General features: G+C 32.1%; 15 protein-coding genes. 7 read left to right on the top strand and 8 right to left on the bottom strand.

Annotated features, from left to right (window positions below):
- Window positions 1-94: 94 nt before the first annotated feature.
- Both WAF17_RS06400 and WAF17_RS06395 read left to right on the top strand, forming a co-directional pair.
- Window positions 95-2374, top strand: coding sequence for an amino acid permease (locus WAF17_RS06400; RefSeq protein WP_338767734.1), 2280 nt, complete (start codon window positions 95-97; stop codon window positions 2372-2374).
- A 3-nt stretch (window positions 2375-2377) separates the two neighbouring features.
- The gene (locus WAF17_RS06395) at window positions 2378-2869 is read left to right on the top strand and encodes a TRAP transporter small permease subunit (protein WP_338767731.1); all 492 of its coding nucleotides are present in this window, start codon (window positions 2378-2380) and stop codon (window positions 2867-2869) included.
- A gap of 136 nt (window positions 2870-3005) precedes the next feature.
- Here WAF17_RS06395 and WAF17_RS06390 read toward each other — a convergent pair whose 3' ends face one another.
- Window positions 3006-3464 carry a GatB/YqeY domain-containing protein gene (locus WAF17_RS06390; protein ID WP_338767729.1) on the bottom strand — a complete coding sequence of 153 codons (459 nt, stop codon included), beginning with the start codon at window positions 3462-3464 and terminating at the stop codon, window positions 3006-3008.
- Between the two features lie 311 nt (window positions 3465-3775).
- Here WAF17_RS06390 and WAF17_RS06385 point away from each other — a divergent pair, with 311 nt between their 5' ends.
- Window positions 3776-5884 carry a DUF3352 domain-containing protein gene (locus tag WAF17_RS06385; RefSeq protein WP_338767726.1) on the top strand — a complete coding sequence of 703 codons (2109 nt, stop codon included), beginning with the start codon at window positions 3776-3778 and terminating at the stop codon, window positions 5882-5884.
- On the opposite strand, the gene WAF17_RS06380 is transcribed toward WAF17_RS06385, so the two are convergent.
- On the bottom strand, window positions 5881-6579 hold the full coding sequence (locus WAF17_RS06380; protein ID WP_338767723.1) for a hypothetical protein: 699 nt from the start codon (window positions 6577-6579) through the stop codon (window positions 5881-5883). The genes WAF17_RS06385 and WAF17_RS06380 overlap by 4 nt on opposite strands.
- 33 nt (window positions 6580-6612) lie before the next feature.
- Complete coding sequence (locus WAF17_RS06375) at window positions 6613-8025, bottom strand: hypothetical protein (protein WP_338767720.1); 1413 nt, start codon at window positions 8023-8025, stop codon at window positions 6613-6615.
- Between the two features lie 493 nt (window positions 8026-8518).
- Between WAF17_RS06375 and WAF17_RS06370 the strand changes: the two genes are divergently transcribed.
- Window positions 8519-9169 (top strand): thioredoxin family protein, encoded by a 651-nt coding sequence (locus WAF17_RS06370; RefSeq protein WP_338767718.1) that lies wholly within the window; start codon window positions 8519-8521, stop codon window positions 9167-9169.
- A gap of 79 nt (window positions 9170-9248) precedes the next feature.
- On the opposite strand, the gene WAF17_RS06365 is transcribed toward WAF17_RS06370, so the two are convergent.
- The 3 genes from WAF17_RS06365 to WAF17_RS06355 form a co-directional block, all read right to left on the bottom strand.
- Complete coding sequence (locus WAF17_RS06365) at window positions 9249-10025, bottom strand: enoyl-CoA hydratase-related protein (protein WP_338767716.1); 777 nt, start codon at window positions 10023-10025, stop codon at window positions 9249-9251.
- 113 nt (window positions 10026-10138) lie between these two features.
- Complete coding sequence (locus tag WAF17_RS06360; protein ID WP_338767714.1) at window positions 10139-10696, bottom strand: hypothetical protein; 558 nt, start codon at window positions 10694-10696, stop codon at window positions 10139-10141.
- A 445-nt stretch (window positions 10697-11141) separates the two neighbouring features.
- The gene (locus WAF17_RS06355; RefSeq protein ID WP_338767712.1) at window positions 11142-12374 is read right to left on the bottom strand and encodes a M48 family metallopeptidase; all 1233 of its coding nucleotides are present in this window, start codon (window positions 12372-12374) and stop codon (window positions 11142-11144) included.
- Between the two features lie 195 nt (window positions 12375-12569).
- Here WAF17_RS06355 and rpiB point away from each other — a divergent pair, with 195 nt between their 5' ends.
- From rpiB to WAF17_RS06340, 3 genes are all read left to right on the top strand, one after another.
- Window positions 12570-12998: a ribose 5-phosphate isomerase B gene (gene rpiB, locus WAF17_RS06350; protein WP_338767709.1), complete on the top strand. Its 429-nt coding sequence runs from the start codon at window positions 12570-12572 to the stop codon at window positions 12996-12998.
- Window positions 12999-13077: 79 nt separating this feature from the next.
- Window positions 13078-14535 carry a leucyl aminopeptidase family protein gene (locus tag WAF17_RS06345; protein WP_338767706.1) on the top strand — a complete coding sequence of 486 codons (1458 nt, stop codon included), beginning with the start codon at window positions 13078-13080 and terminating at the stop codon, window positions 14533-14535.
- Between the two features lie 9 nt (window positions 14536-14544).
- Window positions 14545-15009 carry a hypothetical protein gene (locus WAF17_RS06340; RefSeq protein ID WP_338767698.1) on the top strand — a complete coding sequence of 155 codons (465 nt, stop codon included), beginning with the start codon at window positions 14545-14547 and terminating at the stop codon, window positions 15007-15009.
- Window positions 15010-15412: 403 nt separating this feature from the next.
- Here WAF17_RS06340 and WAF17_RS06335 read toward each other — a convergent pair whose 3' ends face one another.
- Window positions 15413-17251, bottom strand: coding sequence for a sodium:proton antiporter (locus WAF17_RS06335; protein ID WP_338767695.1), 1839 nt, complete (start codon window positions 17249-17251; stop codon window positions 15413-15415).
- Window positions 17252-17490: 239 nt separating this feature from the next.
- Window positions 17491-22839 (bottom strand): AAA family ATPase, encoded by a 5349-nt coding sequence (locus WAF17_RS06330; RefSeq protein ID WP_338767692.1) that lies wholly within the window; start codon window positions 22837-22839, stop codon window positions 17491-17493.
- Window positions 22840-23236 lie beyond the last annotated feature (397 nt).

Raw genomic sequence — 23236 nt, 5'->3', positions numbered from 1 at the left:
TCAAAAAAAACAATTATATTTAAAGTATCTTTGAAAGATAAAAAACTGATAGTTTATCCTATTCAAAACCAATTATTTTATAATCTATAATTAGATGTCTAAGAAAACACCTATTTCTCTTTCTGCTTCTGGACAAGATTCTCAACAACTTGTAAAAGGTCAAGGATTCGGAACTGCTCCTGTATTTTTTACTGCTATCTCTACGATTTTGGGAGCAGTTATGTTTCTGCGTTTTGGTTATGCTGTTGGTAATGTTGGGCTTTTGGGTTCTATCGGAATTATTATTTTAGGACATATCGTAACTATCCCAACAGCAATGGCAATTGCTGAAATAGCAACCAACCAAAAAGTAGAAGGTGGTGGAGAGTATTATATTGTTTCTCGTTCCTTTGGTCTGAATATCGGTGCAACTATCGGAATTGCGCTTTATCTTTCACAGGCAATTAGTGTTGCTTTTTATATTATTGCTTTTGCTCAAGCCTTTCAACCTGTTTTAGAGTATCTTCGTAAAGTTCCTTATATTATTGATAATAATCTTTTATTTTTTGTACAAGACCGTTTGATTAGTATTCCTGCACTTTTGTTGCTTATTCTGATGGTATCTACAAAGGGAGCAGACTTAGGTGTAAAAGCTCTTTATTTTGTTGTGGCATTACTTTTTATTTCTCTGATTATGTTTTTTGCTGGAGAAACGAGTTACGACTTTGATGCTGATATAGTAGGTTGGAATCACTCCATCAACGGAGATAGTTTTTTTAAAGTGTTTGCAATTTGTTTTCCAGCCTTTACAGGTATGACGGCAGGTGTGGGTTTATCAGGCGATTTGAAAAGTCCTCGTAAATCTATTCCACTCGGAACATTATCAGCCACTTTTGCAGGAATGATAGTTTATTTTTTTATTGTTTATAAGTTATACATCTCTGCATCTCCACAAGATTTGAATAATGATCAGCTTATCATGCAACAAATTGCTCTTTGGGGACCTATAATTTTAGTAGGTTTGGCTGCTGCAACAGCTTCTTCTGCTTTGGGTTCTATTTTAGTTGCTCCTAGAACGCTTCAAGCCTTAGCTAATGACGATGCCTTCCCTTCTCAAAAAATGAATAATTGGTTGGCAAAAGGAAAAGGAAAGAAAGCTGAACCTTTCAATGCTACTATTATTACTTCTATTATTGCCCTTGTATTTGTTATTGCTGGAGACGTAAATGCTGTTGCTGAGATTATCTCTATGTTTTTTATGGTAACGTACGGAACGATTTGCTCAATTTCATTTTTAGAACATCTTTCTGGAGATACTTCTTACCGTCCTACCTTTCGTTCAAAGTGGTATATTTCTTTGCTTGGAGCTTTAGCTTGTATTTTTATGATGTTCAGCATGAATGCACTAATAGCTATGATTTCTCTTATTTCTATGGTGGTATTACACTTATTTATGAGTTATTATCGTAAAAAAAGTACAGGAATTGTCTATTTATTTCAAGGGGCAATTTTTCAAATTAATAGAGAATTACGAGTATTTTTACAAAAACGAGAAGATGAAAAAAACAAACAATGGAATCCTGCTATTGTCTGTCTTTCTCAAGATTTCTTCCGTCGCCAAAGTGGATTTAATATGCTGCGTTGGCTTTCGCACCGTTACGGATTTGGAACTTATATCCATTATATTCAAGGATTTTTATCAAAAGAAACAAATGGTATAGCCAAAGAAACCAAAAAGGAAATTATTCAGATGGCTTCCAAAACAAAAAGTAATGTTTATATAGATACGTTGGTAAGTCCGTCGCTTACTTCTTCGATTGCTCAAGTTTTGCAACTACCAGGGGTTTCTGGATTGGAGAATAATATGTTTTTGTTAGAATTTAGTAAAAATAATTTAGAGAATCTTAAAGGAATTATTGATAATTATCCACTCATAAAAGCGACTTCATTTGATGTTTGTGTGTTGGCTACTTCTGAACGAAATTTTGGTTTCAAGAAAAGTATAAATATTTGGATTACTCGCCATAGTTTCCAAAATGCAAACCTAATGATTCTTTTAGCTTACGTAATTGTAGGACATAGGGATTGGAAAGATGCTGATATTAAATTAATGGCTGTCTATCAAGATGCAGATATTGAAACAGAAAGAGAACGACTTATCGAACTCATAAAATCGGGTCGTTTGCCTATTTCTGCCACTAATGTAGAATTGATTGCTCAACGAGGAAAAAGTATGAAAGAAATCATTAATGAAAAATCAAAATCTGCTGACCTTACAATGATTGGCTTGAATGACAAACAAGTAAAAGAGGAGGGAGAAAATGTTTTCAAGGGATATGATACTATTTCAGATATTTTGTTTGTAAATAGTCATAATCAAAAAATTATTCAGTAATAAATGGTAATAAAAACAATAGATACTATCATTGATAAAATAGGCGAACTCACTCAATGGTTTGCCTCTGTTTTGGTGCTTTTGGTTTGTATTGACGTAATTTTGCGTTATACAATTGGTTTTAGTAGTGCTTTTTTATCAGAATTAGAATGGCATATTTTTTCTTTTTTCTTTCTTGTTGGAGCTGCTTATACCTTGAAAGATGATAAACATGTTCGTGTAGATGTTTTTTATGCTCGTTTTTCAGAAAAAAATAAAGCTCTAGTCAATCTTTTAGGAACATTTTTTTTCCTTCTGCCTTTTTGCTTCGTTGTTATAAAAGGTGGGATTCCTTATACAGAATTTGCCTTTAGATTATCAGAAGGTTCGCCAGACCCTGGTGGATTACCTGCTCGTTTTATTGTAAAGAGTTTTATAGTAATTGGTTTTGGACTTCTTTTTTTACAAGCCATTAGTTTAGTTTTGAAGAGTTTTTTTATTTTAACAAAAAAATAAAACCCACAAGTAAGCTCGTGGGTTAAATAATTATATATATTAAATGAATTACGTTTGTAAAATTGTAATGAATTGTACTCATTCCGTAATCCGTAATCCGTAATCCGTAATCCGTAATCCGTAATCCGTAATCGATTTATTTATTAATCAATTCCTTTACTACTTTAGCAATTGTTTGTTTTTCGGCTTCTGTACCTAGTTCTTTGATAGCTGCGCCCATTACCTTTCCCATTTGTTGAGGTGTAACTTCGCCCATTCCAGCCAAAATTTTCTCTACTCTTACTTTTACTTCTTCTTCTGAAAGCATTTGAGGTAAGAATTTTTCGATGACTTCTAATTCGGCTTTTTCGGTTTCAGCAAGTTCTGTTCTTCCTTCCTGCTCATAAAGTGCTAAAGATTCACGTCTTTGTTTGGCTTGTTTTAATAAAATATCTAATTCTTGTTGTTCTGAAAGAGCTTCTGAAGTGCTTCCTTTTTCAGTTTGAGCTAACAGAATAGCTGATTTGATAGCACGAAGAGCTGTCAATTTTGTTGTTTCTTTTGCACGCATAGCGACTTTCATTTCGCTTTCTACTTTTTCTTTTAAAGTTGTCATCTTTACTTTTTTCTAGGTAAATTAAAATAATAAATCAAACCAAACTTTAGTTGGTTTCTTCTATAAACACGAATTTAATCAAAATCAATCCCTAATGATAGTTTATTTTTAATTTGATAGAAAATTAGAAAACAAATTTGATTTTCGTATTTTTATAAGAAGAGATAATTTAAACAAATCAAAAGTATTTTTCTCAGAGATTTAAAAACGAAGGTAGGTAAAGTGATACAGTTGGCATTCTAGTCACTGCATTAATTCGTAATTAGCTGCGCTGAATATTCATTTCGTAATTTTTAATTCGTAATTAGCATATGGACACTTTTAAAGTATTTTTTCGCCGTTTTTTATATGTACTTGGCTTTTTTGCTATTCTCATCTTGGGGCTTTTGGCTTTTTGGATGTATAGAGGCATTCCGATTATTTCACTTGATCCTTTTAGTTATGTTCCTTCAAGTGCGATGTATATTTTAGAAACTGACGAACCTGTTGATAGCTGGGAAGAAATCAGTAGTTCGAAGCTTTGGAAACATTTGCAAACACAGCCTTATTTCGGAGAGCTTACAAAAGATGCCATTTCTTTAGATACAATGATTCATCAAAATAGAGAAATTTTTGATTTTCTTGGAAAAAGACAAGTGCTTGTCTCTTCACATATCCACAAACAAGGGGATTACGATTTTCTATTTATTGTAGATTTGAAACGAGAAATTCCTTCATTTTTAGAAAAAAATATTGGAAAATTTATGAGCAGCGTAGAAGATTCTTCTAAATATGAATACAAAGGGAATCGTATTTATTTGATAAAAAACACAACGGATAATTCTCAATGGGCAATTTCTATTCGTCAGCATTTGCTTTTATGTTCTCAAACTCCTGCTTTGATAGAAGCTGCCTTAGATGAGCGAGAAAATCCAAATAACTTTGAAAATAACCGTCGTTTCAAAAAAGTTATGTCAAAAACTTCATCAAAAAATCTAGGAAATTTATTTATTAATTATGATTTAGCTGATGAATTTTTTGGGCTTTATATGGATGAGTCAAATGAATATCTGAATGATATTTCAGAAGCTCTGTTTTTCTCAGGACTAAATTTGGACTTGGAGCAGGTAGGCGATGATGACGATGAAAATGCTTCTACAATTGTCCGAATGGTCGGAACGACAGTCATTAATGATTCTGTTCCTTCTCACGTACGTGCGCTTTTACGTTCTGGAAGTAGTGATATTACTGCTGCTAGAGTTGTTCCACAGCGTTCGGCATTTTATTTTAGTGTCAATTTTGATGATTTTTTGACCTATTATGATAAATTTACAGAGGTTTTGCAGCGAGATGAAGAAGCATATCAAGAATATCAAAATCAAATAAATACTGTCGAAAGACTTTTAGATATAAGTGTTCGGGATAATTTTTTCTCTTGGATTGGTTCAGAAATGGCAATCATTCAGAGCGAGAAAACAGCAGCAGTTGATAAAAACGATGAATATGCTCTTGTTTTGAAGACAAAATCTATTTCGGAAGCAACAGCACAGCTAGAATTTATTGGAGAAAAAATACGAAAGCGAACGCCTGTAAAAGTAGTAGTTTCAGAACATAAAGGACACAAAATTAGTATGCTTGCCGTAAAAGGTTTTTTCAAACTCGTGATGGGAAAATATTTTGAGAAAATCGATAAGCCTTATTTTACTTTTATTGAAGATTACGTGATTTTTAGCAATAGTCCCAAAACACTAAAAAACTTAATTGATGATTATGAAATGGGACTTACACTAGCTAAATCAGCCTCTTTTCAAAACTTTTTTAAAGAATTTGAAGACGATAATTCTAACTTTTTTGCCTATATAAATATGCCTGTTGCCTTCAAAACATTAAAGCGTTCGGTAAGCCCAGAAACATGGAAAACAATGGTAGAAAATCAAGATTATATAATTTCTCAACCTCATTGGGGGTTTCAACTTCGTAGAGATGAAACTAATTTTTATGATACTCGCTTAGTTACTGTCTATCAAAATCCTCTAAAAGTGAGAGAAGACTATAAACTTGCTCAAGAAAACCGTAAAGAATTACTCAAGCAACTCAATAGCAAAAATATTTTAGAAAAAATGTTTGGGTCAGAAGAAAAAATAGACCTCTTCGAAGAGCTTCAAACCATTCCAGAATCCGAACTGATTGAACTTGATAAAAATAATGCAGAACGTCGTTTGATTGTCCGAAGTCAAGAAGATACTCGTTACGAATATGAAGTAAAAGGAACTATAAAAGATGGTATTTATCGTGAATTTAAGGCAGGAAAACTAATTATAGAAGGCTATTATAAAAATGATAGAAGAGATGGAAAATGGCGTTTTTATGATAAAGATGGAAAAATAAAAGAACGAAAACGCTACAAAGATGGCGAAGAATCTAGATTTTCTTTGTTTTAAATATCATCTAAGGAAGAAGACTTGTTCTCTTCCTTTTTCTTTTCTCCTTTTGCTAAATTTATATTCATTTTCATTATATCACTATAATCGATTTGAATAGATGAAAAACTGACTAACAAGTTAATATGTCTATTCGAATCTATCCAAATAAAATCATTTGGTTTATACATATTTACTTTTTCCAAATAATCATCTCCATATTTTTTGGTATAAAGTTCTACTAAATTTTCATACAAAGTTTCTGTTTTCTTATCGCCTAATTTTGTTTCAATTTTGGCAGAAATCGAACTCAATTTTTTACCTTTGAAAGTAGGCACAAAATGTAAAGGATAAAATTCATTTTCTATTTCTAAAGGATAAAAAAAACCTGTTGTGTCAGCTGATAATGAAACGAATTTTGAATTTTCTTCAAACTCAACTAGTGGCTTCAATATGCTTTGCTTTATCAATTCATCAAATCTTAATTTGTACTCCTCTTCATTCATTCCCAATTCAAAACCCAATAGAATAGAATTTTTTGGTTGAGTTTTGGCTTTTTCTATTTCCTTATTTACTGTATCGTCATATCTTTCAGTAAAAGTAATGGGAACAGCATTTTGAGGTTTTTCTGATTCTTGTGCATTCTTTTGATTAGAATTTTGACAAGCCAACAAAAACAGATTACAAATAATAAAGACAGCAAAGTTTGATTTCATAGAATAAAAATTCAAAAATGTATAATTAGAATATTATCTCACTTCTATAACTTCTACTTTATAAGTAAGTTTTGATAACTCTGATTTTTTTACTTTCGGAACTTCCATAGTCGTACTCAAAATACGTGTTTGATTTCGTTTGAGCTTTGAAGTCGAACCCGAAACTCCATATCTAACTTCTGTTCCCAATAGTTTTTTAGAAGAATCAAACCAACTAAACTGAAATTTGAGAAGAGAAATTGATGTATTTCCTGTATTCTCAATTTCTAAAGTAATGCGATGATAAGCACTTCCAATAATGCCATCTGAAAAATTACTTTCTCTTTCTCTGAGCTGAATATCTGTATTTTTAGGTTGTTTTTGCGCCCAGCTTACAGGTATTTTTGGAGAAACTTCATAATCTAATACTGTACTCAATTCTTCTTGGTCAATTACAGAAGAAGATAATACTATTTTGGCTACTTTTGGAGCTTCTGTTTTTTCATATTTCATAACTTGAAATGGAATCAAATCATTTTTTCTCAATGTCATATCTGAGTCTCTTACAACTTCTTCATAACTTGTCTTAACCAACTCTCCTGTATTATCAAAAATTTCTAATTTTATTTTTAGCGCATTGATTTCAGCATTTTTTACCAAAAAATCTCCAATTATTTCTACTTTATAGCTGTCATTGTATTTTGTAGCGAGCGCACTTTCTGTTTGCCATTCCAAATTTTTTAGTTTTGCATCTACAATTTCAACAGGAATTTCGTATTCATTTGCATTAAAATCTATAACATTGTTTTCTGTGTTTTTGATAGGATAATCAGAAGCTATTTCTTTTACCTCTTCTGTTTCTATATTTGATATTGGACTAGTAGGTGTTTCTAGAATTGGAAATTCATCGTTTTGATGGCTTTGAGAAGAATTAAAAAAAAAGAAAAACAAAATACCAAAGACAAGAATTGAGGGAATGATTATAAATAAATTTCTCTCAAGAGGAGATTTTTTTTTAATAACCGTATTGGTATGTCTCTTCTTTGGTTTGCGTTTCAAATCCGAAATCATCTTGAGAGAGGGCGTATGACTAGGGTTTTGATTCAGACAAATTTTACTGTATGAAATAGCTGCTTGTTTGTCTTTTTCATCAGAATATTCTCCAAAACGATCAAAATGTGCTTTTGCCAAAATAGCTGTTGTTTCGATAGAATTATAATCCAAAACATTTGCTTGTTCTAATTCTATAATAGCATCATCGTAATTTTGATGTTTCAAAAAACCTTGCCCACGCAACAAATGCGCTTTATACGTATCCTGTACTACCTGCCAATCAGCATCAGAAAGCCCAATTTGAGAAGCAATTTCTTGCTGTTCATCTTTCGAAAGAGGTTTATCTTGTCTCTTCTGCTGAAGAGCTAATAGTTTTGCTACAAACTCTCTTTGCCTTTGTTCTTGATTATTCATTTTATAAAATATTTGATGATTAGTTTTTCACAGTAGATTAAGATACAAAATAATTATCTCTTGCTAAAAAATCAGTTTGCTACAAACTCTCTTTGCCTTTGTTCTTGATTATTCATTTTATAAAATATTTGATGATTAGTTTTTCATAATAGATAAGATACAAAATAATTATTTGATGTATTTCTATATAGGTCAGTCTCGTAGAGCAGACCATTTGTAGTGATATTTCAGATGTTTTTAGTTTCCACTAAACGGTCTGCCCTTTGGGACTGACCTACTTTTACGTAAAAATAATTCCTACTTTATATTTTGTAACATATAGGACACAGTTTTCTTATTCTTAAATAACTTCAAATAAGATACAAAATAATTATCTCTTGCTAAAAAATCAGTTTGAAAAATAATCAAAACAAAAACTAAAGTTATTACGTATTAGACTATATACAAACATATCAACATTTATTCATATTAATTAAAACATAATTCACTCATTATGGACTATTTAGATAAAAGCTATTTAGAAAAATCAATATCTTATCAAGAATACCGAACACTTGGACAAGAACTTTTAGAGAAAGGCACTACCACAAATGGCGATAATCGACCAGAAATTTTGGAATATACGAATATGAATATGTATCGTATGAATAGACTTGACAAGACAACAAAAGTAAATGAGAATATACAACAAGCTTTGGCAAGTTTGCCTTCTGATACAAAATTTTATTGGGTTGTTCTTACAGAAAGTTGGTGTGGAGATGCTGCTCAAATTATCCCTGTAATGAATAAAATTGCAGAGGAAGCAGGTGGAAATTTAGAAATTAGTTTTCTTTTGAGAGATGAAAACCCAGATTTAATAGATAGCTTTCTGACAAATGGAGGGAGAGCGATTCCAAAACTTCTTTTTATAAAAGAAGAACAAAATACAGAAAATACGAAGCAATTAAAAATAATTGGTTCTTGGGGGGCAAGACCAGCCGAGGCACAAAAATTAGTTGTAGATTACAAACAAAAAGTAAAAGAAAACCCAGAATTAGAAGATTTTAAGGCTTTTTCAGAATCTTTACACGGTTGGTATGCAAAAGATAAGACACAGCATACTCAAAATGAACTTTCTGACTTGTTGAAAACTGCCAAAGAATAGCATTTTGAGATAATTTTCTTCGGTCAAGTCTAAAATACAGACCGAAGAAAATTTTCATATTTAAAAGAATCAATCAAGATTACTTACCTTCAAAGTTAGCTTTTCTCTTCTCTAAAAATGCACTCGTTCCTTCTTTAAAATCTTCCGAACGGCAACAATTAGCAAACGCATTTGCTTCTGTTTGATAACCATCTTCTGAACGATATACCGAATTTACACTTTCAATAATTTGTCCTAGAGCAATAGGAGCTTTTTTATTTAATTTTTTGAGAAGTTCTTCAGCCTTTTCTACTACTTCGTGAGAAGCTACGACATGATTAACAAGCCCAAGAGAAAGAGAAGTTTTGGCATCAATCATATCTCCTGTCATGAGAAGTTCCATTGCCTTCGAACGACCAATATAAATAGGCAAACGCTGTGTTCCACCATACCCTGGTATAATTCCTAAATTGATTTCAGGTTGTCCAAATTTTGCATTTTCTGAAGCAATGCGAATATGACACGCCATTGCAAGTTCACAACCACCACCAAGTGCAAAGCCATTAACGGCTGCCACAACAGGTTTTGAACAGTTTTCTATTTTTAAAAATATTTCTTGTCCACGTTCAGCAAACTTACGAGAGTTCATTTCATTTATTTCTGCAATTTCTGAAATATCAGCACCAGCTACAAATGCTTTATTTCCTGCTCCTGTTATCAAAACAGATTTTACCTCATCATCATCATAAGCACGAGAAAATGCTTTATCAATTTCCTCCATTGTTTCGATGTTGAGCGCATTTAATTTACTTTCTCTATTTATGGTAATTTTCAAAATTCCATCAGAGAGCGTCAAAAGTAAGTTTTTATATTCCATATAATTATTTTCAAATAGCTTTGTAGATTCGGCTATTCAATTTTTTGTAATTTCTAGTGAGATTAGTTAGCCTCAAAGGTAAGAAGTTTGACACGGATTCACAATTAATTAGTCTAATCGATTTGTTTATTGAGTTTTCTTTCCAATTTCTCTACTAGCTTTCCTCCCTCTTGCCACTTTATGTATTCCTCCATAGAATCAGTTCTATATTTTTTTTTACTTTTTGTTTGAGATTTTATTTTCTCATACGTCAAAATCATTCCTTTTACACCAGCCAAACTCGCCTCAAAATCTGTACTTTCTGCTTCTTTATTTTCTAACAAATAAGTAACTTTTGAAAACATCATAGCCAATAATAATTCTTTCGAATACTCAAATTTTTTATCAGATAACATTTCTCCCTCTATCTTTCCATCAATAATTAAATTAATATGAGGTGCGCCATTTATCCACGCCATCAAATAAGATTCTAGTAAAAGTTTGAGTTGTAAAGTGGTGTTATCTTCTTCCAAAGGATTGTAATCAAACCAATTTTTCAAACCTTTTTCTACTTGTAATTGATGTTCATAATAATCTTCTTTCGTTTTGAAAGTTTCATTTTTAGGGACTTGCGCCTTAGAAAGCGAAAAAGTAAAGAATAATAATAGAAGAGCTAAGAAGTATTTTTTCATTATGGAATAGAAATTAAATAAATTGACACTTTTAATTATATAATTAACTAGTAATCAGAAACTTAATTCGTAATTCGTAATCTTTAATTCGTAATTGTTCCTATAAGTAATTAAGCTAAGTTATTTACAGCTTATTTAGTAAGCATTTTTTAGAATAAAATCCATAACTTTAGTTATGGGATAGTTGGAGAGTATTTTCCACCTTTCTATTCCTCTTTTCCCACGATTAAAATCGTGGGTTTTATTAAAGGTTATCACGGTTATTTTGTATAATAGTCTTCCAGACTGTTGGATAGGATAAAATACTATTTTTTATTCAGACAAGGTGTCTGAACTACTTTAATACAAACCATTATAAGGTTTATTATATGTAATTCTGTCCAATTACTTGAAATAAAATTTATCAAGATGAATTGACCTTTTGCAAACAAACTCTGACTTGATTTTATTCTCCCATTGCCTTCAAACGCTCACTAAGTGGAGGATGCGAATAATTAAAAAACACATACCAAGGATGTGGCGTAAGATTGGAAAGCGAATCAGCAGAAAGCTTTTTGAGTGCTGTTGCAAGTGGTTTGCTTCCGTAGGTTTGCTTTGCATAATCATCAGCTTCATATTCATTCTTACGAGAAAAAATATTAAATAAAACGCTAGTAATCGTAGAAATAGGCGAATAAAGAAAACCAAAAGCGACCATATTTAGATGAATCTGCCATTCACTTGCTCCCAAGGCGAGAGAAATTTCTTTACTAAAAATAATTTGTGCCAATATAAAAAGAGTAAGTCCTGTTTGTGCAATAGACATTGCCATTGTTTGAGGAATATGATTCTTTTTATAATGCCCTACTTCGTGAGCAAAAATAGCCACTAGTTCTTCTGTGCTGTGTTTTTCCAAAATAGTATCATAAAAAACAACTTTCTTTTGCTTACCAAATCCCATAAAAAAAGCATTTGCTTTTGTAGAGCGTTTCGAACCATCAATTACAAAGATATTTTGAAGAGGAAAATAAACACTTCCTGCATATTCTTCAATTGATTCTCTAAGTTCTCCATCTTCCAGAGGTGTTAGTTTATTGAAAAGAGGCATAATCAGAGAAGCATAAAAAAACTGCATTCCGATAGAAAAAATAGTGATAATTATCCAAAAGTAAATCCAAAAGTTTTTACCAATTTCTAAAACAAGATATAATAGAACATAGCCAATAATTCCACCAACTACTGCCCCCAAAATAAGACCTTTCAGTTTGTCAGTAATAAATAATTTCTTGGTTGTCTTATTGAATCCAAATTTTTCTTCAATGACAAAAGTTTGATATAACGAAAAAGGCAGACCCAAAAGTGAAGAAGCTATCGTAATGACAGCAAAAAAAGAAAGTGCGTGCCAAATTGGATTTTGAAAATAAACTTCTAAACTTTCACTCAACCAACCAAAAGCTCCTGTAATCAAAAATATAAGTGTAAGAATAAAGCTTACAGAATTACTAATCAAAGAAAAAGCTGTATTTGCTTTTTTGTAAGCTTTTGATTTTTGATATTCATCTTCAGTATAAATATCTGCAAACTGATTGGGCAAATGAGCAGGTTGTTTTTGAGAATTAAGCCATTCTAGGAAATTTTCTAATAAAAAATCGCCTACCAAAATAGCAATTATAAGAATTAGGATTTGAAATGCGTTCATTAAATTATCGTTTTTTATTCTATATAAATGTTTTATAGATTTATTCTATTTATTACAACTTCAAAATGATTCTATGGTTTAAAATAAATAGTTTTTGTTTTTTATAGAAAAATATAACCTTAGATAGTTTCTAGTTATTTAAAAATCCGTATTTTTGATGAATTATATATTTTTTAGAAAAACAGTTTTTAATCAATGAAAATTTCAATTGCTAACGACCACGCAGGAACAGAGTACAAAGAGTTCTTACAAAACTACTTGACCAACTTAGGTCATGAAGTCAAAAACTTTGGAACAGATAGTTCAGATTCGGTAGATTATCCTGATTTTGCACATCCATTAGCTGAATCTATTACTAATAAAGAAACTGAATTAGGGATTTTGATTTGTGGAAGTGGAAATGGAATTGCGATGAGTGCAAACAAACACGCTAATATTCGTGCAGCGATTTGTTGGAACGAAGAACTAGCTGCTCTTGCTCGTCAGCATAATAATGCAAATGTGATTTGTATCCCTGCTCGTTTTGTAACTCACGAATTAGCTCAAAAAATGATAGAAACTTTCCTAAATACAGATTTTGAAGGAGGAAGACATCAAAGAAGAGTAGAAAAAATTTCTTGTTAATTCCACTAGACAAGAAACTCAAACTCAAAACTTTTTCAAAAAATTAGCTTATTATAGCTAGTCTATAACCATACTTTTTATGCAAATTTTTTTTACTGTCCGTGAACATCTTTCAGAATCTACTCCTTGTATTTATTTGCTAGGCGAAAATTTTGATAATCTTCCCTCTACTTTTTCTGATACTTTTCCTGTTTCGTCTTTAGTAAATTATTTTGAAAACGAGTACACTCCAACGACTATCTTTTTAGACAATCAAGTTGTTTTTGCTGTTCCATATCTTGCTCCAGTACAAGAAAACTACGTTCACAAAGAAAAAATGCGTAATCAAGGGCATTTAGTAGCACAGCTTATTAAGACACATTCTTTTAATAAGTTACAAGTTTTTGCTGATGCTATTTTGAGTAAAGAAAGTCTTCTCTGCTTTTTAGAAGGGTTGAATTTAGGAAGTTATAGTTATGAGAAAAAAGGAAATTCAGAAGATTATTTTAGAGATACGTTGCAGGTAGAGGTGGTCTTCTCAAGTGAAACCGAAACCATTGAACAAGAAGAATTAGAAAAACTGACCACACTTTGTGATGCTGTTTGGCTAACAAGAGATTTGGTAAATGAGCCTCCAAACTTCAAAAAACCAGCTTTGTATGGTCAGAAAATAGAAGAGTTTGGAAAAGAAGCAGGTTTTGAAACGGAAATTTGGAATAAAGAACGCATAGAAACTGAGAAAATGGGGGGACTTTTAGGTGTTTCTCAAGCAAGTGGGCAAGATGCTATTTTTGCTAAACTTACTTACTCTCCAAAAGATGCTACTAACGATACTCCTATTGTTTTGGTAGGAAAAGGAGTTACTTTTGATATTGGAGGCGCAAATCTCAAAACTTCAATGCCTGCTTTAGAAATAATGAAATCAGATATGGGAGGTTCAGCAAGTGTAATTGGACTTATTTATGCCCTTGCTAAGAACAATATTCCTTTGTACGTTGTCGGACTTTTGCCTATTACAGACAATTCAATTAGTAATAAAGGATTAGTTCCAGGGGATGTGATTACGATGCGAAGTGGTGCAACTGTAGAAATAACAAATACAGACGGAGAGGGAAGACTCATTATGGCTGATGCCTTAGATTATGCAAAAGAATTAGCTCCTGAATTAGTCATCGATTTAGCAACGCTTACAGGAAGTGCTGTACGTGCAGTAGGAGAAGAGGGGGCTGTTTTTATGGGAAATACAGATGAAATATTGAAAAGAGCATTAGAAAAAAGTGGCAGAGAAACTTATGAGCGACTGGTAGAGTTTCCATTATGGGGTGAATATAAAGACTATTTAAAGTCTGATGTTGCAGATATAAAAAATGTAAGTGGAGGTTTTGCAGGTGCTATTACGGCAGGTAAATTCTTAGAGCATTTTGTGGATTTTGATTGGATTCATATGGATATTGCTGCACCAGCTTATCTGATGAAAGCATCTAGTTATAGAGGAAAAAGCGGAACAGGAACAGGTGTACGTCTCTTGTATCATTTCTTAATAGAGCAGTTTTCTTAAATCATTTATATGTTATCGCTTTCAAATCTTATTGGTAAAACTATATTCCATATAAAGTATGAGTATTTTCAAGAAAATGGCTTACAAGGGTTTTGTTCTTATGTTAAGCTAGAAGATGATACTATATTTTCTCTGTTTAATTGTGATGAAATTGTTTACTATTTAAATGAAGCTAACATAGCATATTTCAAAGAAAAGTTTGATAAAGGAGAAGAGGTAGAAGAGTTTGCGAAGAAAAAAATACTAAGACAGAAGATAGAAGATATTTATTCTTTTTACCACATGAATGAGATAGATGATGATAAATCATTAGTTTTAAAATTAAATAATGGAATCTATCTTACAGAAATTAACTATCGTCCTGTCGGAATTGCTGTGGGTTTGTGTATTTATAATGAAATAGAGTTTAATGACTTTCAGAAAAGGTATGTTACAAACAAAGACTACCAAATAAAATCATATCTAGAAAATTAAAAGGTACAAAACAGCTATAAGCATAAAAAAAAGGCTATTCTTCATAGGAAGATAGCCTTTTCTGTTTTATCAGCTCTGGAGGCTTAGATAAAAATTAAATGATTGGCGTGCGCTAAAATTGATAAAACAATTAACAAAGAAAAATTGTAAATTGAGTGATTAAACCGAATCTTTTAATTAACTATCTTTTGCTTTCCATTTGATTCTAAGTAAAGTTATGAGACAAATAAAATTTGTTTTTCATAACTGATACAAAGGTGCAAAAAAAAATTAGTTTAACAAGTGTTTTCTATTATTTTTTTGCGCTGACAAGCTATTTTGATTTTTTATTCAAAAATCGGAAATAGTATCTTTAAGGTTTTATTATTGCAATTTTTACTAATAAGTCTAGTTACAACCAAATTTATTCAATTTTGAGATATACAAATTTGTTTTCTTTACTTACCTCTAAAGGTGTAATAGCTAAAGCAGGTTCGACAAAGTTCTTATCATTAATGACAAATAGTGGGATTACTTTTCCTTTATTTTCTTTATCATTTATGATACTTAATACTTCCTCACGACTATTTACCTGCTGTTCTTTTATTTCTGGGTTTTTACGAATAAAATGAGAAAAGGAAATAAAATCAGCTTTTCCATTAAAAAGTATGTTCTTAGGATAATCTTCTTTATTAAGTGTTTCTTGTTCACGGTTTGATATAAAACGAAATACATTATCTTTTACAAGCTCTTCTCCCAATATTCGACAAGCTAGAGCATTTATTTCAGCATTGGGAGTCATTGCCCAAAGCTGTCCATACTGAGCAAAATCTAACTCTTCCCACGCTTCTTCATTCAAAATACTTCCCTCATAAATCGGAATTTGTTGCATAGATGCTTCTCTAGTATTTGCTTTAGAAGTATCTGCAAGTAAGACAGGAACATTATATTTTTGAAGAATTTTGGCAATAAAACGAGCTGATTCGTCAGCACTCAAAAAGGCTACTCCATTTGGCTCTTTGCGTGTAACTCCTAGTAACTTTGCTATTGGCTTGGCAGTAAGACCTTGCAAAACAACTGTTCCGACAATCACTAAAAATACCAAAGGCAGAAGCATAGCAGCTTCATCTAATGGAATAATATAATCGGTACTTTGAAAGAGGGAAATAGAAAAAATAGAAGCCACAGCAGCCGTAACAATTCCACGAGGACAGATATAAGACAAAAATATTTTTTCGTTGAGTGTTAGATTTGTTCCCCAAGTGCTTAAAAATACAGATAATGGACGCAAAACAAAAACTACAATAGCAAATAAAATAAAGCTATTTGTTGTAAGGACTAATTCTATATCTACAATATCTATTCTTGAAGAAAGCAGCACGAACAAAAATGAGATTAGAATAATAACTAAATCTTCATTAAAGGAAATAATTTCTTTTAAGTTTGAAGTTTTCATGTTTACTAAAGCCATACCCATAATTGTAACGGCAAGTAAACCAGATTCGTGTTGAATAGAATTTGATAAAGCAAAGGATGCAATTACCAAACCTAACATAACAATATTTTGAAGATACTTGGGTACTAATTCTCTACTAATCAAAAGGTTGCCTAACCAAGCTGATGCCCAGCCTATTGCAATTCCGACAGCAATAGTAATAGCAAATGTTTTGAGGGCAATAAACCCAATTTGAGAACCTGCCGTTCCTGAGATAATAAATTCATAGGTCAAGATAGCTATTAATGCACCAACAGGGTCAATCAAAATGCCTTCCCACTTTAAAATAGTAGTTATATTAAAATTAGGTTTTACATTTCTAAGAATAGGTCCAATAACAGTAGGTCCTGTTACAATAATGAGAGAGCCAAAAAGTAGCGATGTTTGAATAGAAAAATCCATAATGAGCATAGCAGCCACTGTTCCTCCAGCCATAGTAACAATAGAACCAATGACAATTATGTTACGAACAGCTTTTCCTAATACTTTTACTTCTGATAATTTTAAGGTCAATCCTCCTTCAAAAAGAATAAGTCCAACAGCTAAAGAAACTACATCAAAAAGAACCTTTCCTTGAAAAATAGAATCTCCGTCGATAAGTTTTGCTCCCTTAGAAACAAAATACCCTTCATCTCCTGTAAAAAGTGTGGAAACTGGCCCCACTACAAGACCTACAATAATAAGAGGAAGAATAGCTGGTACTTTGATACGCCACGATAACCATTGAGCAAAAAAACCAAGCACGAGAAGCCCTGCAAGTTCAAGCATATATTATTTTGATAGGGTTAGATTCGAATAAAGAATAAAAGTACTAAAAATATATGAGGTATAAATAGAAATTATCTATTAAAGTTTTTTTTTATCAAAAATTCTATTTTTATCTCAAATTTTCAGACTGAGAATAAAAAAAGTGCTAAAATGACACAAAAACCAAGATAAAAATAAAGCTATTAAGTCTTAAAACTCAATAGCTTTTTATAAATAAATGATATTTTCAACTTATAGACTTATAATCGTAGAGCTAAAACAGTAATGTCATCTCTTTGTTCTGCATCTAGTTGATGTTGGTCTAATTGATTAGATAAAATTTCCTTTTGTTCTTTAAAAGGTCTTTCATGAAACTGCTTTAATAAAGATTCAAACTTTGTAGAACCAAACTTTTTCTTCTCTGGATTAGCTTGGTCAACAAGTCCATCAGAGGTTAAGTAAATTACATCTTCAGCCAACAAAACAGCTTTTTGATTAGTGAAGATATAGTCTTTCTTTTTTACTATTCCTCCAATACTTAAATTATCTCCCTTTAGTTTTTCTATTTCGCCATTTGAAGTATAATAAAGAGGTCGTTTTGCTCCTGCATACGTAACTTCTATCCAATTTTCTTGTCTTTCTATTCTACAAAGTGCTACATCCATTCCATCTGTATTATCAGAATCTTTTTGATGAAGGGCTGCACGAACTCCTTCATGTAGCATTTCTAATATTTTTGCTGGGTCAAAAACTCGTTTTACACCTACAATATCTGTCAGAAGTGTATTTCCAACCATTGACATAAATGCCCCCGGAACACCATGACCTGTACAGTCCACAGCAGCAGCAAAGGTATAGTTCTCCACATGAGTTACCCAATAAAAATCTCCTGAAACAATATCTTTAGGACGATAAATTACAAAATGCTCTGTAAATAATTCTCTAAGATTCTTTTGAGCAGGTAAGATAGCATCTTGAATTGTTTGAGCATATCGAATTGAATCAGTAATACGCTTATTTTTTTCGTTTAATTCTACTGTTCTTTCCTCTACTTTTTCTTCTAAATTTTGATAGAGTTGTGCATTCTCTAAAGAAATGCTCACTTGTGCAGAGAGCATCTGCAAAGTCTGTAATCTTTCAGGCGTAAATGCTCCTGTTGTCAAATTATTTTCTAAATAAAATAGACATAAAAGCTCATTTTTACGCATCACAGGAAAACAAAGCACTGATTTAGGCTTATATTGTTTCATATAAGAATCATTGGCATATTTTTCATCTTCCGAGGCATTATCCAAAACAAGAGGTTGCTCCGTTCTGACTACATAATTAATCAGCGTTCTAGGAACTAAATCGCTATCATCTTCAATGGCTTGATGTAAAAATTGAGTCGACCTAGTTTGTGTTAAATCTCCTTTTGCTTCTACAAATAATTCCCCATCATGATTCTGAATTAAGAATGCTTTTTCTGCACCTGCATTTTCCATCACTACACGCATCATTTTTGGCATAAGCTCCTCAAAGTTTACTTCTTGAGAAAGCGTTTGAGTAGATTTGATAAGCGTTTCGAAGTCTAAGAAACTTGTACCACTTTTTGAACCACTAGAAGACATTTTGCTTGTCGTCATCATTGTAGTTGTAGCTCCTTCAAAGGTGTTGTGTGTATGCGTAGTAGAAGGCGAAGACGAAGTTGTCGTTTGTCCTATATCAGTTGTGATAGAGTCTTGCTTTACATAATGTGAATAGATTTCATGCATATGCTCTAACTTACCTTTTGCTCCCCAAATACGATAATCGTAATAGGATTTACGCAAAAACATCATGGCAATATCCTCTTGTTTCCTTTGTAACCAATAATATCCAAAACGTTCTTTAATAAGAGCTTCTTCTTGAATAAAATTCGTTTTTCCAACCATTTCAATAGCTAATCTAAAGTTCTTTTCAGTTTCTATATAATCATTTTTTGCTCGTGCAAGTTCAGCTTCTACTAAATAATACTTATGAAGGTTCGTAGAAGGACAAAATTTTGCAAACTTATAGAGTTTAGCTTGATTTTTTGCAATACGTCTCAGAATTCGTTGTCTATCCCATAATGAAGAACTAGGGTAAATAGCAATATGAATAAGAGAATCGTACATATGATAAACTGGCACACCTGCCGTTGCAGTAATTCCTTTCAGATACTTTTCTGTTAGAATAATATAACTATATGCCTTTTCTATTTCTCCAAAATTATAACTCAAACAAGCCTTCATAAAGAAATGTAAGCAAATAGAAGCTGTATTGCCTCCTTCTAAAATCTCTTCTTGAAGCTCCAATGGATACTCTTCTCCTTCTAAGACAGCAGGATTATCACATTTTCCCAAATAATTTAGAAATGTCTGACGAAGCAACTTAATATTATGATATGGATTAAATTGTCTCAAATCATAAGTTGCTCCAATATACATGTTGGCTTCTTTTTCTACTTCATTAAGCTCCTTACCTGTAGCGAAACGGTAATAGACATACATAAAGATAGAAAATGCAGCGTACTCAAAAAAACCTGTGTCAATACCTTTTCTGTATGATTTTACTAGTGGTTTTAATGTGTTTTCTAAAGGTTCTTTCCAATGTCGAATTGTGATATTGGTAACTGCATAGGTTCTAGCTTTGAACCTTTCAGAGTTGTGTTGGTCTAAAAGTTTGATAGCAAGTTCTCCAAAACGATAGCCAGCATTTATATTTCCAAGTACACCACATAAAATAACTCCATAGGAAGAATAAGCATACGTAGAAACAAGAGCGTTTCCATATTTAATAGATAACTGAACTTGCCTAAAAATAATCATTGGATATAGAGGTGAGCCGCTCACATAAGCAGCCAAACTAATACCTGATAAAATTTTCATGGCAGCTAGTTTCTTCTTGTTCTCCATTGAAGGAAGATTAGCTAAATCAAATACTTTTTTACCTGTCATCATTCCTTTAATACGGAATATTTCACGAAGTAAGTGTACTTTTGTTACATTTCTTGGGAATCCTACTTTTAGTTTTTTGAGTGTACTGATAGCAAGTTTGATTGCCTCAGTCATTTTTCCTTTGGAAATAAGGAATTGAATTTTGGTATCATAAACAGGTACTTTATCCAAAAAGTCATTTGCATTGGTAAGTACACCATTAACAAACTGCTCCATTCCACTTCCGTTGCCACTCAAATAAGCAGCTTCAGCAGCTTCATTATGAAGACGCAGCGCAAGAATATACTCATCTTTCCAACCAATAATATCTAAAAGAGCAACACCAGCATAAAAATAATCATATGCAGGTTCGTAAGCAGCCGAGGCTTTGGCTCTCCTTCCTGCGATAAGGTTTAGCCGAGCTAATTCGTAGCGTTCTTCTTGGTCTTCTAAAAGGGCAACACCAACATTGAGTTGATTTACAATATCAAATATTTTGCCTTCTAACTGTCCATCTGGTGTGTTTTCTTTAATTATTTTACCCACTTTGTAGTGCATCTCAAAACGATCACTATCAGCAATAAGCGAATAAACGGCCTGTTGGACTCTATCATGTAAAAACTTGAAACGTGCATTTACTCGCTGCTCCAATGCAGGGTCTTCACTAAGGATTGCAATACGTTTGTAATCATCATCTAAAGGAAGTATCATTCCCTCTTCTATCGCAATCCAAACTCTATCAAAAATATCTTTTAATGAGTAATTACTAACACTGCGAAGCATCTGCAAATCAAACTTATCACCCACACAAGCAGCAAGTTTTAATATTTCTTGTGTTTCTTCAGGCAGCTTTTCAATTTTTGCAGTCATTAGTTCGACTACATTATCTGTTGTTTTTTTCTCTTCAATCTTGACAATATCCCATTGCCATTGTTTTGTTTCTAAATCAAAATGTAATAACCCTTCTTCATGTAATGATTCTAAAAACTGAGTGGCAAAGAAGGCATTACCATGAGTTTTTCTATAAATGAGATAAGAAAGTTGTTTTACTTGAAGAATTTGAGCTTTTAGAGATTCGGTAATTAATTTTTCAATATCTTCATAGCCCAAATTATCTAATACTATCGAACTGACAGGCGCATTTTGTTCCTGTAAGCTTTTTACCATTATCATAAGAGGGTGTGCCGACGTAACTTCGTTATCACGATAAGCACCAATGATAAGCAAATAACGGTTTTCACTATCTGTCATTAATACTTTGAGCAGGTTTAGAGAAGCTCCATCTGCCCACTGCATATCATCAATAAAAAGAACAACAGGGTGTTTTTTCTGACTAATTACACGAATAAAAGACTTAAAAACATAATTAAAACGATTTTTTGCTTCATTAGGAGGAAGTTCTTGAACAGGCTTATGCTCTCCAACAATCATCTCTAAGTTGGGCAACACATCTAATAATATTTGTCCATTTTCTCCTAATACTTTATTTATCTTGCGTTTCCACTCTGCTAAAGAATCTTTGTTTTCAGTAAGTAAATATTCTATAAATTCATTAAGTGCTTGAATAATAGCAGAATAAGGAACATTTTTTTGATATTGGTCAAATTTTCCTTTTATAAAATAACCTCTTTTCTCAGTAATTGAACGATGAGTTTCATTTACCAAAGAAGTCTTGCCTACTCCAGAGTAACCTTCTACCAAAACAAGTTCGGTTGCACCATTCGAAACTCTATCAAAAGAATTGAGTAATAGTTTTACTTCATCTTCTCTACCATACAACTTTTGAGGAATAGAAAAACGGTCTGAGTAATCTTCTCCTCCAAGAGTAAAATGGTCGATTTTTCCGTTTCCATTTGCAATAAAACCCTTCAAACAAAGCTCTAAATCGGTTTTTAGACCAAAGGCAGATTGGTAACGGTCTTCTGCATTTTTTTCCAAAAGTTTCATCACAAGCTCTGACAAAACACGAGGAACGGTAGGATTTACTTGGTGAGGAGGCTGAGGCTTTTGGGCTAAATGACAATGAACAAGTTCAATAGAATCAGCAGCCGTAAAAGGTAGTTTGTTTGTCAGAATCTCATAAAATGCCACTCCTAAAGAATATAAATCGGAGCGATAATCAACAGCACGGTTCATTCTACCCGTCTGTTCAGGTGAAATATAGGCAAGTGTTCCTTCCAAAGCATCAGGACTGCGAAGGTCTTGCACACGAGTATCTATGCGTGAAGAAATACCAAAATCAATAATTTTGATACGATGTGTTGCTAAATCAACTAAAACGTTATTGCTATTAATATCTTTATGAATGATATGATTTTGATGCACCTGCCCTAATGCTTCAGCAATATTTATAGCTACTTTCAAAAAGTCTTTGTAAGTCCAAGAATTTTCAAAAAAACTCTTTTTAAATGTAACTCCAGAAAAATACTCCAATACAAGTGCAGGCTTACCTTCTAGTTTATCTTTTTTGTATGCCTTTCTGATTCCCTCTATTTTGAGGTCTTTCGTAAATTCATACTCATTATTAAACTGAATAAGCTGCGTAGGAGTCGGGAAATCATTTTTGATAACCTTGATGATAACGGGCGTATTCCACTCGCTGGTATCTCGGTAATAAATGATTGAATTTACTCCCTCAAACAAAATTTTTGGAAGCGACGTAGCCACAGACATAGATTTTAGTGTATTTGTGTGAGTTGATGCGTGTTTGGATAGTATTTTTAGCTTTCTTCTAACTTTTTTTCTTTTCTAGCTTCTACAAGATTTTAGGCTTATTATAACTAATTATTTTTCTTTAAATTAAGGAATTGTTACCAACAATTCCAAACAATTTTGATAGTTTTGAGCCGTAAAAAGTGTTTTATAATAAATCTTATGAAAAACTTTAAGTTGCTTTTTTTATTATCACAAGTGAATAAGCAATATATCAATTTATTCTGACTAAATAAGTATAAAAATGATACAAACTCTAGGAAAAGAAACTTTAATATCTTTTTTATAAAAATTCAAAGAAAAAATTATAATATTGAAATAACACAAATAATTGTTTGGTATTTTATTTACATAATAT

The sequence above is a fragment of the Bernardetia sp. ABR2-2B genome (genome assembly GCF_037126435.1).
Classification (GTDB): domain Bacteria; phylum Bacteroidota; class Bacteroidia; order Cytophagales; family Bernardetiaceae; genus Bernardetia.
Note: the sequence above shows the minus strand (reverse complement) of the source record. Positions and strands in the feature narration are given on the sequence as shown.